The 13,333-nt window shown below is 58.1% G+C and carries 12 protein-coding genes, 2 tRNA genes and 1 rRNA gene; 8 read left to right on the top strand and 7 right to left on the bottom strand.

Annotated features, from left to right (window positions below; all coding sequences use genetic code 11):
* Positions 1-142 precede the first annotated feature (142 nt).
* From IF690_RS26870 to tyrS, 4 genes are all read right to left on the bottom strand, one after another.
* Positions 143-218 (bottom strand) — tRNA-Ala (locus IF690_RS26870).
* Between the two features lie 26 nt (positions 219-244).
* Positions 245-321: transfer RNA gene (locus IF690_RS26875), tRNA-Ile, on the bottom strand.
* Between the two features lie 65 nt (positions 322-386).
* Positions 387-1,923 (bottom strand): 16S ribosomal RNA (locus IF690_RS26880).
* Positions 1,924-2,473: 550 nt separating this feature from the next.
* Positions 2,474-3,673 (bottom strand): tyrosine--tRNA ligase, encoded by a 1,200-nt coding sequence (tyrS, locus tag IF690_RS26885; protein WP_202698094.1) that lies wholly within the window; start codon positions 3,671-3,673, stop codon positions 2,474-2,476.
* 211 nt (positions 3,674-3,884) lie between these two features.
* Here tyrS and IF690_RS26890 point away from each other — a divergent pair, with 211 nt between their 5' ends.
* Positions 3,885-5,315 (top strand): peptidoglycan DD-metalloendopeptidase family protein, encoded by a 1,431-nt coding sequence (locus IF690_RS26890; RefSeq protein ID WP_202698095.1) that lies wholly within the window; start codon positions 3,885-3,887, stop codon positions 5,313-5,315.
* Between the two features lie 2 nt (positions 5,316-5,317).
* Positions 5,318-6,409, top strand: coding sequence for an anhydro-N-acetylmuramic acid kinase (locus IF690_RS26895; RefSeq protein WP_202698096.1), 1,092 nt, complete (start codon positions 5,318-5,320; stop codon positions 6,407-6,409).
* A gap of 67 nt (positions 6,410-6,476) precedes the next feature.
* Here IF690_RS26895 and erpA read toward each other — a convergent pair whose 3' ends face one another.
* Entirely contained in the window at positions 6,477-6,827 is a 351-nt protein-coding gene (gene erpA, locus IF690_RS26900) for an iron-sulfur cluster insertion protein ErpA (RefSeq protein WP_007906865.1), read from the bottom strand.
* Positions 6,828-6,993: 166 nt separating this feature from the next.
* Entirely contained in the window at positions 6,994-8,028 is a 1,035-nt protein-coding gene (argC, locus tag IF690_RS26905) for an N-acetyl-gamma-glutamyl-phosphate reductase (RefSeq protein ID WP_202698097.1), read from the bottom strand.
* Positions 8,029-8,162: 134 nt separating this feature from the next.
* Between argC and hemJ the strand changes: the two genes are divergently transcribed.
* From hemJ to coq7, 6 genes are all read left to right on the top strand, one after another.
* The gene (gene hemJ / locus IF690_RS26910; protein WP_038575353.1) at positions 8,163-8,594 is read left to right on the top strand and encodes a protoporphyrinogen oxidase HemJ; all 432 of its coding nucleotides are present in this window, start codon (positions 8,163-8,165) and stop codon (positions 8,592-8,594) included.
* Between the two features lie 35 nt (positions 8,595-8,629).
* On the top strand, positions 8,630-9,598 hold the full coding sequence (locus IF690_RS26915; RefSeq protein ID WP_114761272.1) for an NAD(P)H-dependent flavin oxidoreductase: 969 nt from the start codon (positions 8,630-8,632) through the stop codon (positions 9,596-9,598).
* 92 nt (positions 9,599-9,690) lie between these two features.
* A complete protein-coding gene (locus IF690_RS26920; protein WP_202698098.1) occupies positions 9,691-10,560 on the top strand; it encodes a DUF805 domain-containing protein in 870 nt (289 codons plus the stop codon).
* 129 nt (positions 10,561-10,689) lie between these two features.
* Positions 10,690-11,478 (top strand): SDR family NAD(P)-dependent oxidoreductase, encoded by a 789-nt coding sequence (locus IF690_RS26925; protein ID WP_009051137.1) that lies wholly within the window; start codon positions 10,690-10,692, stop codon positions 11,476-11,478.
* A gap of 79 nt (positions 11,479-11,557) precedes the next feature.
* Positions 11,558-11,896, top strand: coding sequence for a histidine triad nucleotide-binding protein (locus tag IF690_RS26930; protein WP_092304066.1), 339 nt, complete (start codon positions 11,558-11,560; stop codon positions 11,894-11,896).
* A gap of 125 nt (positions 11,897-12,021) precedes the next feature.
* Entirely contained in the window at positions 12,022-12,669 is a 648-nt protein-coding gene (gene coq7 / locus IF690_RS26935) for a 2-polyprenyl-3-methyl-6-methoxy-1,4-benzoquinone monooxygenase (protein ID WP_202698099.1), read from the top strand.
* Positions 12,670-12,752: 83 nt separating this feature from the next.
* On the opposite strand, the gene IF690_RS26940 is transcribed toward coq7, so the two are convergent.
* Entirely contained in the window at positions 12,753-13,175 is a 423-nt protein-coding gene (locus IF690_RS26940; RefSeq protein ID WP_009045862.1) for an OsmC family protein, read from the bottom strand.
* Positions 13,176-13,333: the final 158 nt, after the last annotated feature.

The raw sequence follows: 13,333 nt of genomic DNA on the forward strand, positions 1-13,333 counted from the left end.
GTGAAAGTGCCATTCAGTCTATCTTTCTATCACATACCCAAATTTTTAAAGAACGATTCTGATAAAGATCAGAAATCAACATTCATCGCCTATCAGCGGAATGCTCATTTCTAAGCTTTAAACGATGGACACCAATCTGTAATGGTGGAGCCAAGCGGGATCGAACCGCTGACCTCCTGCGTGCAAGGCAGGCGCTCTCCCAGCTGAGCTATGGCCCCGTATCGCTACAGGGTGCACCAGTAATTGGTGGGTCTGGGCAGATTCGAACTGCCGACCTCACCCTTATCAGGGGTGCGCTCTAACCAACTGAGCTACAGACCCAATCGTCTTCTTCAATGAATCAAGCAATTCGTGTGGGAGCTTATGAAGCAGCTGATGTCGTCGATTAAGGAGGTGATCCAGCCGCAGGTTCCCCTACGGCTACCTTGTTACGACTTCACCCCAGTCATGAATCACACCGTGGTAACCGTCCTCCCGAAGGTTAGACTAGCTACTTCTGGTGCAACCCACTCCCATGGTGTGACGGGCGGTGTGTACAAGGCCCGGGAACGTATTCACCGCGACATTCTGATTCGCGATTACTAGCGATTCCGACTTCACGCAGTCGAGTTGCAGACTGCGATCCGGACTACGATCGGTTTTGTGGGATTAGCTCCACCTCGCGGCTTGGCAACCCTCTGTACCGACCATTGTAGCACGTGTGTAGCCCAGGCCGTAAGGGCCATGATGACTTGACGTCATCCCCACCTTCCTCCGGTTTGTCACCGGCAGTCTCCTTAGAGTGCCCACCATAACGTGCTGGTAACTAAGGACAAGGGTTGCGCTCGTTACGGGACTTAACCCAACATCTCACGACACGAGCTGACGACAGCCATGCAGCACCTGTCTCAATGCTCCCGAAGGCACCAATCCATCTCTGGAAAGTTCATTGGATGTCAAGGCCTGGTAAGGTTCTTCGCGTTGCTTCGAATTAAACCACATGCTCCACCGCTTGTGCGGGCCCCCGTCAATTCATTTGAGTTTTAACCTTGCGGCCGTACTCCCCAGGCGGTCAACTTAATGCGTTAGCTGCGCCACTAAGAGCTCAAGGCTCCCAACGGCTAGTTGACATCGTTTACGGCGTGGACTACCAGGGTATCTAATCCTGTTTGCTCCCCACGCTTTCGCACCTCAGTGTCAGTATCAGTCCAGGTGGTCGCCTTCGCCACTGGTGTTCCTTCCTATATCTACGCATTTCACCGCTACACAGGAAATTCCACCACCCTCTACCATACTCTAGCTCGCCAGTTTTGGATGCAGTTCCCAGGTTGAGCCCGGGGATTTCACATCCAACTTAACGAACCACCTACGCGCGCTTTACGCCCAGTAATTCCGATTAACGCTTGCACCCTCTGTATTACCGCGGCTGCTGGCACAGAGTTAGCCGGTGCTTATTCTGTCGGTAACGTCAAAATACTCACGTATTAGGTAAGTACCCTTCCTCCCAACTTAAAGTGCTTTACAATCCGAAGACCTTCTTCACACACGCGGCATGGCTGGATCAGGCTTTCGCCCATTGTCCAATATTCCCCACTGCTGCCTCCCGTAGGAGTCTGGACCGTGTCTCAGTTCCAGTGTGACTGATCATCCTCTCAGACCAGTTACGGATCGTCGCCTTGGTGAGCCATTACCTCACCAACTAGCTAATCCGACCTAGGCTCATCTGATAGCGCAAGGCCCGAAGGTCCCCTGCTTTCTCCCGTAGGACGTATGCGGTATTAGCGTCCGTTTCCGGACGTTATCCCCCACTACCAGGCAGATTCCTAGGCATTACTCACCCGTCCGCCGCTCTCAAGAGGTGCAAGCACCTCTCTACCGCTCGACTTGCATGTGTTAGGCCTGCCGCCAGCGTTCAATCTGAGCCATGATCAAACTCTTCAGTTCAAACATCTTTGGGTTTTGAGAAAACCCTAAACTTGGCTCAGCAATCGTTGGTTACATCTTTGATTTCTCGCGGAGCAACTTGTGATGCTGATAATCTTTCTGACTATCAGTCTGACTCCACAAGCACCCACACGAATTGCTTGATTCAGTTGTTAAAGAGCGGTTGGTTAAGTCTTTCGTCTCAACCGAGGCGCGCATTCTACAGCAGCCTCTGCATCTGTCAAGCGGTTATTTTAAGAAGTTTTCAAAGTTTCCTTTGCAACTTCAACCACTTGCGCTTCCGATCTCTCGTCAGCGGGAGGCGAATTCTACAGCGTTACACGCTGCTGTCAACACCTCTTTTTCTCCGCTTTCGACCGAGAAGATCGAACCGTCAATTCGGCGAAAACACGCTGCCGAACCGACTCCTTCGGGCTTCGATGAACTGAAGCGTGCAGCTGTCGAAAACCTCGTAACTCATTGAATCTCAAGGAGTTTTCCGTTTCGACTGCGCCGGAAGTGGGGCGAATTATAGAGAGATATAATTCGCCGTCAACACCTATTTTCAGTTTTATTCGGATTTAAGCGTAATACGTGCAAAAGCCTTCTTTCCGGCCTGGCAAACATGAGTCGAGCCAATCGCCCATATAAAGGAACGCTCAACAACCTCACCATCTACACGCACACCACCGGAACCGAGCAGGTCGCGCGCCATTGCCGAGTTCTTTACCAAGCCCGCTTTATTAAGGACGGCCGCGATCGGCATGTCTTCAGCAGCAGCCAGCTCGATCTCAGGCAGATCATCCGGCAGCTCACCATCCTTCATGCGGTTGCCCGCAGCACGATGAGCATTCGCCGCAGCTTCCTCCCCATGGAAACGCGCAACGATCTCTTCAGCCAGCTTGATCTTGATATCCCGCGGATTCGCACCCGCCTCGACATCCGCCTTGAAGGAAAGGATCTCATCCATGGAGCGGAAGCTCAGCAGCTCGAAGTAACGCCACATCAAGGCATCCGGAATGGAAACCAGCTTGCTGTACATGACACCCGGCGCTTCCTGGATACCTACATAGTTACCCAACGACTTGGACATCTTCTTGACGCCGTCCAACCCCTCGAGCAACGGCATCGTCAGAATGCACTGAGCCTCCTGACCATAGCCGCGCTGCAACTCACGCCCCATCAACAGATTGAACTTCTGATCGGTACCGCCCAACTCCACATCGGCACGCAGCGCCACCGAGTCATAACCCTGAACCAGCGGATAGAGGAACTCGTGAATGGCAATGGGTTGATTGGTGGAGTAGCGCTTGTCGAAGTCGTCACGCTCGAGCATGCGAGCAACGGTGTACTGGGAAGTCAGGCGAATGAAATCCGCAGGCCCCATTTTGTCCATCCAGGTGGAGTTGAAGGCCACCTCGGTTTTCTCCGGATCGAGAATCTTGAACACCTGACTCTTGTAAGTCTCGGCATTCTCGAGGACCTGCTCACGAGTCAGCGGCGGGCGGGTTGCACTCTTGCCGCTCGGATCACCGATCATCCCGGTGAAATCGCCGATCAGGAAGATCACCTGGTGCCCCAGATCCTGGAACTGGCGCAGCTTGTTAATAAGCACGGTATGACCCAGGTGCAAATCCGGCGCCGTTGGATCGAAGCCAGCCTTAATACGCAGCGGCTGGCCACGCTTGAGCTTTTCGACCAGCTCGGACTCGACCAACAACTCTTCTGCACCACGTTTGATCAGCGCTAGCTGCTCTTCAACCGACTTCATAACAGACCCGCAAGGCTCAGATTCAAAGGGAACCAACCATACAAGATCAGCGCCCAATTACAAGTTTTGCCCGGCGTATGGATAGCTTTCCACGAACAGGACGTCCGCAGGCTTGCTTAACAGATGATTTGGTTATATTTTATACAGTTATTTCATCTTCATCATGTCATTCATCTTTTCCAATTCATCTTTTTCAAAGTCAAAATTACCTATGACCACAGAACCGCCTAAAGCCCCGCCGCTTTATCCGAAGACCCACCTGCTCGCCGCAAGTGGTATCGCCGCCCTCCTCAGCCTGGCGCTCCTGGTATTCCCTTCCAGTGATGTTGAAGCCAAAAGAACAACTCTGAGTCTTGACCTGGAAAGCCCAGCCGAGCAATTGGCACAAGATCAAGACGCCGCAGACGCCGTACAAGCCACAAATGAAGCCGTAGCGTCCCCGTTCGCACAAATCGCAAACAGCCCAGAAGACACCGCAAAGACCGCTGAAACCGCTCAAGAGCAGCCTGCTCCAGCCCTAGCAGAAGAAAAGAAGGCGGCTAATCACAGGGAAGTCATTGTTGCCAAGGGCGACACTCTTTCCACGCTATTCGAGAAGGTCGGCCTGCCAGCTACCTCGGTGCACGAAGTACTGGCCAGCGACAAGCAGGCCAAGCAGTTCACTCAGCTGAAGCGCGGCCAGAAACTTGAGTTCGAACTGGGCCCGGACGGCCAGCTGAACAACTTGCACAGCAAGGTCAACGACCTGGAAAGCATCACCCTGACCAAAGGGCCAAAAGGCTTCGCCTTCAGCCGTATCACCGCCAAGCCCATGGTGCGCACGGCCTACGTTCATGGCGTGATCAACAGCTCGCTGTCGCAATCCGCAGCCCGTGCGGGCCTCTCTCACAGCCTGACGATGGACATGGCCAACGTCTTTGGCTACGACATCGACTTTGCCCAGGATATTCGCCCGGGCGACGAGTTCGACGTGATCTACGAGCAGACCGTCGTCAATGGCAAAGCCGTGGGTTCCCGCAACATTCTCTCTGCGCGCTTCACCAACCGTGGCAAGACCTACACCGCAGTGCGCTACACCAACAAACAAGGCATGAGCAGTTATTACACCGCTGACGGTAATAGCATGCGCAAGGCCTTTATCCGTACGCCGGTGGACTTCGCACGTATCAGCTCGCGCTTCTCCATGGGCCGCAAACACCCAATCCTGAACAAGATCCGCGCTCACAAAGGCGTCGATTACGCAGCCCCTCGCGGCACGCCAATCAAGGCCGCCGGCGATGGCAAGGTACTCCTGGCCGGGCGTCGTGGCGGATACGGCAACACCGTGATCATCCAGCATGGCAATGCTTACCGCACGCTGTACGGCCACATGCAAGGCTTCGCCAAAGGCGTCAAGACCGGCGGGAACGTCAAGCAGGGCCAGGTGATCGGCTATATCGGCACCACCGGGCTTTCCACGGGCCCGCACTTGCATTACGAATTCCAGGTCAATGGCGTTCACGTCGATCCACTGGGCCAGAAGCTGCCAATGGCCGACCCGATCGCCAAAGCAGAACGCGCACGCTTCCTGCAACAAAGCCAACCGCTGATGGCGCGGATGGATCAGGAAAAAGCCACCCTGCTCGCTTCAAACAAGCGTTAAGCATGGCGCTCTATATAGGTGTGATGTCCGGAACCAGTCTCGATGGCCTGGATATCGCACTCATCGAGCAAACACCGGCGATCAGGCTGATCGCCACGCACTACATCCCCATGCCCGAGTCCCTGCGCGCCGAGCTGCTTGGCTTGTGCGCCAGCGGCCCCGATGAAATCGCCCGCTCCGCCATCGCCCAGCAGAACTGGGTAAAGCTGGCCGCACAGGGCATTCATAGCCTACTTGCCCAACAGAAACTGAAACCCGCGGACATCCGCGCCATTGGCAGTCACGGCCAGACCATCCGCCATGAACCAGCCCGCGGTTTCACGGTCCAGGTCGGCAACCCGGCCCTGCTGGCAGAGCTGACCGGAATCACGGTGGTCAGCGACTTCCGTAGCCGCGACGTTGCCGCCGGCGGCCAGGGCGCCCCACTGGTACCGGCCTTTCATGAAGCACTCTTTGATCGAAGCGCCGGCAAGCGTGCAGTCTTGAACGTCGGAGGCTTCAGCAACCTGAGCCTGATCGAGAACGACAAGCCGGTTGCCGGCTTCGATTGCGGCCCGGGCAACGTTCTGCTGGACACCTGGATCCACGCCCAACGTGGCGAGAACTACGATCGCGACGGCCAGTGGGCTGCCAGCGGCCAAGTTGAGCCGACGCTGCTGAACGCGCTGCTCAGCGACCCGTTCTTTGCCACTCAAGGCCCGAAGAGTACTGGCCGCGAGGTATTCAACCTGAAATGGCTACAGGAGCATCTGTCTCGCCTGCCAGCCTTTGCCCCCGAAAACGTACAGGCAACGCTCCTGGAACTGACGACACTGACCATCGTCGAGTCGCTGCAAGCCGCGCAGATCGATACCCAGGAACTGCTGGTCTGCGGCGGCGGCGCCCACAACTCGGCCTTGATGAATCGCCTGTCCAGCCTGCTGCCCAACACCAAGGTCAGCAGTACGGCCACCCACGGCGTCGATCCGGACTGGGTTGAAGCCATGGCGTTCGCCTGGCTGGCCCACTGCTGCCTCGAAGGCATCGCCGCCAACCGCCCAAGCGTCACCGGTGCCCGCGGCCTGCGGGTATTGGGTGCGATCTACCCCGCCTGATCGCCAGACAGCAAAACGCCGCAGAGCCCGAAAGCCCTGCGGCGCCTGATAAAACCTTGACCAGCGATCAGATCGAGAACGAAGAACCGCAACCGCAGGTAGTCGTGGCATTCGGGTTCTTGATCACGAAGCGCGAACCTTCCAGACCTTCCTGATAATCCACCTCGGCACCCGCCAGGTACTGGAAGCTCATCGGATCGACCACCAGGCTGACGCCTTCGCGCTCGACGATGGTGTCGTCATCCGCGACTTCTTCATCGAAAGTGAAGCCGTACTGAAACCCTGAACAACCGCCGCCCGTAACGAATACGCGCAGCTTCAAGCGATCATTACCCTCTTCATCGACCAGGCTCTTCACCTTGTGCGCGGCACCGTGGGTGAATTGCAAAGCCGTGGGGGTGAAGGATTCGACGCTCATGCTGACTATCTCCCGGCGTTACGCCGCCATAATGCGTGATGACGCGCATTATCCGCTTCTCCCAGAAAAGCGGTCAACTATTGTTACGGTATATCAATAAGCCCGAGGCTCACCGCAGAATGCAAAAAGGCCCGTAACGGGCCTTTTGCGGAAACAGGCAGATGCCTTAAGGCAGCATCCCGGCGTGGGACAGACCCAGGCGCTCATCCAGACCGAACAGGATGTTCAGGTTCTGTACGGCCTGGCCCGAAGCGCCTTTGACCAGGTTGTCGATCACCGACAACACGACCACCAGATCACCATCCTGCGGGCGGTGCACGGCAATCCGGCATACATTGGCCCCCCGCACGCTGCGGGTCTCTGGATGGCTACCCGCCGGCATCACGTCCACAAACGGTTCGTCGGCATAGCGTTTCTCGAACAGCGCCTGCAGGTCCACCGATTTATCCACAACAGTGGAATAAAGCGTCGAGTGAATGCCGCGGATCATCGGCGTCAGGTGCGGCACGAACGTCAGGCCGACATCCTTGCCCGCCGCACGGCGCAGGCCCTGGCGAATCTCCGGCAGATGGCGATGCCCCTTGACCGCATAGGCCTTCATGCTTTCCGAGGTCTCGGAGTACAGGGAACCGACGCTGGCACCCCGGCCGGCACCGCTGACACCCGACTTGCAGTCGGCGATCAAGCGCGAAGTGTCGGCCAGCCCCGCCTCCAGCAATGGCAGGAAGCCGAGCTGGGTAGCAGTCGGGTAGCAACCCGGAACAGCGATCAGGCGGGCCTTCTTGATCTGCTCGCGATTGACTTCCGGCAGGCCATAGACGGCTTCGTCGAGCAACTCTGGAGCACCGTGGGGCTGGCCATACCACTTGGCCCACTCATCGGCATCCTGCAGGCGGAAATCCGCCGACAGGTCGATGACCTTGGTACCTGCGGTCAGCAGCTCCCCCGCCAGGGCGTGGGCAACGCCGTGCGGTGTCGCGAAGAACACCACATCGCAGGCGCCGAGGGTCTTGATGTCCGGAACGCTGAATGCCAGGCCGTCATAGTGGCCTCGCAGGTTCGGGTACATATTGGCAACGGCAAGGCTTGCCTCGGATCGAGAAGTGATGACTACCACTTCAGCCTGCGGATGCTGTGCCAACAGACGCAGCAATTCGACGCCGGTGTAACCCGTGCCGCCGACGATACCGACCTTGACCATAAACCTGCCCTCAACGAACCCACTGGAAAGCCGTCGATAATAGGGTCCGCGCGCACCTGCGACAACCGTCAAGGTGACGTGCGGACGCTCCTGCCTCTACTATCTGCGCTACCGTGAACCTGGGAATAACCGAAATGCTCTATCTGTGGCTCAAAGCCTTTCACATCGTCAGTCTGGTCTGCTGGTTTGCCGGGCTGTTCTACCTGCCACGCCTGTTCGTTTATCACGCTCAAAGCGAAGACACGATCAGCAAGGAACGCTTCAGCGTCATGGAGCGCAAGCTGTACCGCGGGATCATGGGGCCGGCGATGATCGCCACGCTGATTTTCGGTATCTGGCTGCTGAGCCTGAACCCCAGCGCCTACTTCGGCCAGGGCGGCTGGATGCATGCCAAGCTGACCCTGGTGGTCATCCTGATTGGCTACCACCACATGTGCGGCGCCCAGGTGAAACGTTTTGCCCGTGGCGAAAACACCCGCAGCCATGTCTTTTACCGCTGGTTCAACGAAGTACCAGTTCTGGTATTGCTGGCTATCGTAATTCTGGTCGTCGTCCGGCCGTTTTAACTCCAACTAGCCGTTCATTATTCGGGGTACTTCCAATGTCGCTGCCCGCTCTGCTCGAACAACGCTTGCGCTTGCCTGTCGTGGCTGCGCCGATGTTCCTGATTTCCAATCCACAACTGGTTCTGGCGTGCTGCCGCAATGGTGTGGTCGGCAGTTTCCCTGCCCTCAACCAGCGTGAAAGCAGTGGCTTCAAGGCCTGGCTGGAAGAAATCGAAGCGGGCCTTGCGCCCCTGGAAAACCCCGCGCCCTATGCCGTCAACCTGATCGTGCATCACAGCAACCCACGCCTGAACGCCGACCTGGCGATCTGCATCGAACACAAGGTGCCTATCGTCATCACCAGCCTGGGCGCGGTGAAGGAATTGGTCGATGCGGTGCATGCTTATGGAGGGCTGGTCTTCCATGATGTCACCACCCGGCGCCACGCAGAAAAAGCCGCCGAGGCCGGGGTCGACGGCCTGATCGCCGTAGCCGCCGGCGCCGGTGGCCACGCCGGGACCTGGAGCCCGTTCTCCCTGATTGCCGAAATCCGCCAGTTCTTCGACAAGACGCTGCTGCTGGCTGGCTGCCTGAACCATGGCCACGAGATCCTCGCCGCCCAGTTGCTCGGCGCCGACCTCGCCTACTTCGGCACGCGCTTTATCGGCACCACGGAAAGCCATGCGCCAGAGGCCTATAAAGAGATGCTGCTCAGCGCCAAGGCCGCCGACATCGTGCACACCGCAGCGGTCTCCGGGGTTCCGGCAAGCTTCATGCGGCAAAGCCTGGAAAACGCCGGCTTCGACCTTGCCGCTCTGCAGGGCAAAGGCGAAGTCAACTTCGGCTCGAAACTCAAGCCACTCAGCGACGAAGCCAAAGCCTGGAAAACCGTGTGGTCCGCCGGACAAGGCGTCGGTGAAATCGATGACTTGCCGAGCGTCGATCAACTAGTCGCCCGCCTGGACGCCGAATACCGTGCCGCACAGGAGTTGGCTGCTCGGCTGCCGCAACGCTGGCCGCGCTGAATCGCTGATGTTTTTTAGCCAGCAACGGACTGCTGGCCTTAAACTATCGCCCTGCGAAAACCCTCTCTATAAAGCCGACAAGGAAGCCCTGCATGAGCGAAGACCGTTTCAAGATCGTATTTGACGGGGCTCTGCTTCCGGGTGTCGACATCGAACATGCCAAGCAGAAAATCGCCAAGCTGTTCAAAAGCGATATCGCCGCGATCGAGCCTCTGTTCAAGGGACGAGACATCACCCTCAAGCGCGACCTCTCCGAGCAGGACGCGGATATTTATCTCGCCGCGCTGAACCAGGCCGGGATCGCCCCACGCGTCGAACCGGATCTTGCCCCAGGCACCAGCCAACCGACACCTCAGCCTGCTCCCGCTGCACCAGCTCCTTCGCCTTCAGTACCCCTGCCCCAGGCAGAACCCAGCACGATGAATGACTGGCAACGCCCGCCCCCCACACCAGCGCCAGAACCCATGGCCGGCGCGGGCACTTCACCCTACACCCCGCCTCAAGCCACAGTGGGCGACCCCCTTCCCGAATTTGGCGAGCTGAAGTTCTACACCGTCGATGGCCGCATCGGACGCCTGCGCTATCTTGCCTGGACCCTGGTACTGATCCTGCTGACCACCCTCGTCGGCGGTTTCCTGACCGCCGCCCTGGTCGGCAACGGCTTGCAGGTTACGGGAATGATCTTCCTTGGCGTCGTGGCGCTGGCCTTCGCCTATCTGAATATCACCATTTCCGTTCAGCGCCTGCATGACTTGGGCTGGTCGGGCTGGCTCTGGTTGTTGAACTTGCTGCCTTTTGTGTACGCGGTGTTTCCGCTGCTGCTGGCAATCCTGCCGGGCAACACCGGCGCCAATCGTTACGGCGCGCCGCCTCCGCCAAACAGTGGCGCGGTCAAGGGGCTTGCCGCGCTGTGGATAATCGTTTTGCTGCTGTCCTTCATTGGTGGGCTCAGCTCGGTCTAGGGCGTCCAGAACGAGCGCAGCGAAAGCGGCAAGCTCACCCTGGCCACCTGTAGACTATCGGATTGAATTAACGCACCGGTGCCTGGGCACTTTCCCCACAGGCGACTGACCGCTGCAATGGAGAACCGCATGACCCGTTACGCTCTGATCACCGGCGCCTCCAGCGGCATAGGCCTGGCCTTGGCCGAAGCGCTGGCCCGGCGCGGCCGCAGCCTGATCCTGGTGGCCCGTCAGCGTGATCAGCTGGAAAGCATCGCCATCGAGTTGACCCAACGCTTTGGTGTCGAGGTGCTGTTCCGTGCCTGCGACCTGTCCGAGCCTTTGCGGCTTTCGGGTTTTCTGCTGGAGCTGGAAGAAGGCGACCGGCAGATCGACCTGCTGGTGAACTGCGCCGGCATTGGCACCTGTGGCCCGTTCCTCGCCCAGGACTGGATGACCGAACAAGACCTGATCGAAGTGAACATTCTCGCCCTCACCCGGCTTTGCCATGCCCTGGGTAACAGCATGGCCTTGCAGGGCGGCGGGCAGATTCTCAACGTCGCTTCGATCGCCGGCTTCTATCCCGGCCCCTGGATGAGCACTTACTACGCCAGCAAGGCCTATGTGCTGCACTTCTCCGAAGGCCTGCGCGAAGAGCTGAAAAACAATGCGGTGAAGGTTTCCGTGCTCTGCCCTGGCCCGACCCGCACCGGCTTCTTTGATACCGCCCAGTTGAACACCAGCAAGCTTAACGACAGCAAGCTGCTGATGAGTCCGGAAGAGGTCGCGCTGTACACCGTGCGCGCCCTGGAAAAGAATCGCGCCATTATCATCCCCGGCCGCCGCAACCGCTGGTTCGCGTTCAGCCCGCGCCTGGGTTCGCGCTGGCTGACCCGCAAGATTTCCGGCGCCGTCAACAAAGCCTATTGCCCGCGCTGACCTGGCAACCATCTAAGGCTGGGCGCACTCGGCTTGCCTGGGTACACTCAGCCCGGACCAATACAACGGAGAAACAGCTGTGGATACTCTGTTCACCAAGATCATCAACCGGGAAATACCGGCGAAGATCATCTACGAGGACGACCAGGTTCTGGCCTTCCACGATATCGCCCCACAGGCCCCCGTGCATTTCCTGGTAGTTCCGAAAAAGCCGGTGCGCACCCTCAATGACCTGACCGAAGACGACAAGCTGCTGGCCGGACATATTCTGTTCACCGCCCAGCGCCTGGCCAAGGAGCTGGGTTGCGAAGAAGGTTTCCGGGTCGTCATGAACTGCAATGAACTTGGTGGCCAGACCGTGTATCACATTCACATGCACGTTCTGGGTCAGCGCCAGATGCACTGGCCACCGGGCTGATCCCTGTCCAAAGTACGCGACAGCACACTTCTCGCCCGGTTTTGCCGAGGGTGTGCTGATCCAGCGCAGTCTTCTGCCCATCGATTGGGGTAAACTGGCCGCCGTGATTCTTCCCGGAGGTAAGCATGACTACCCAACGTCACTACTCGCCGATTGACCGGCTACTGCTGCAGGCAGATGCGGCAATGCGTACCTTGCTGCCCTTCAGCGGCCAGCCTTATCGCCCTTCCCCTGCCATCGTGCAGCCGGACGTGCAGATGAGCGAAGAGGACACCAAGCATGTCGCCGGCCTGATGCGCATCAATCATACCGGCGAAGTCTGCGCCCAGGCCCTGTACCAGGGCCAGGCCCTGACCGCAAAGCTGCCGCAAGTGCGCGCCGCCATGGAGCATGCCGCGGAAGAAGAAATCGATCACCTGGTCTGGTGCGAGCAACGCATTCACCAACTGGGTAGCCACACCAGCGTGCTCAACCCATTGTTTTATGGCATGTCGTTCGGCATCGGCGCAGTGGCCGGGCTGATCAGCGACAAGATCAGCCTGGGTTTCGTGGCAGCCACCGAAGATCAGGTATGCAAACACCTCAACGAACACCTTGAACAATTGCCGGCCGAGGACGAAAAATCCCGGGCGATCCTCGAGCAGATGCGCATCGACGAAGAACAACACGCCGAAACCGCCCTGGACGCAGGCGGATTCCGCTTTCCTGCGCCGGTAAAATTCGGCATGAGCCTGCTGGCCAAGGTCATGACCAAAAGCACTTACCGGATCTGAGCGATACAAATCGCAGGCAAAAAAAGGGCGCTTCTTCAGCGCCCTTTCTTTTTGCCGCGAATTCAGGATGGTTGAATGTAGACTCAACCGAGCTCGACGATCTCATAATCGTGAGTGATGGCAACCCCAGCCGCACCGAGCATGATCGACGCCGAGCAGTATTTTTCCGCCGACAGCTCAATGGCGCGCTTGACCTGGGCTTCTTTCAGGCCGCGGCCCTTGACCACGAAATGCATGTGGATCTTGGTGAAGACCTTGGGATCCTCTGTCGCACGCTCGGCGTCGAGGAAGGCTTCGCAACTTTCGACAGCCTGGCGGGATTTTTTCAGGATGCTGACCACGTCGAAGTTGCTGCAACCCCCTACACCAAGCAGAAGCATCTCCATCGGGCGCACGCCCAGGTTACGACCACCGGCTTCCGGCGGGCCATCCATTACCACCACATGACCGCTGCCCGATTCCCCGAGGAACATGGCTTCGCCAGCCCATTGGATGCGTGCCTTCATCGCCAAGACTCCACTGCTAAAAAAGGGTCGTCAGCTTAGCACAGGGCCCGTGATGGCAGCGCTTTGCCGGTTCTGGCGCCACACTCGATAGGAAAATTCTTAATTACCCAAAGGATGTGTCTGTTAAGCTGGCGCCAAATCACTGGCGCATTGCCAGC

The sequence above is a fragment of the Pseudomonas sp. SK3(2021) genome (assembly GCF_016772375.1).
Lineage (GTDB): Bacteria > Pseudomonadota > Gammaproteobacteria > Pseudomonadales > Pseudomonadaceae > Aquipseudomonas > Aquipseudomonas chlororaphis_I.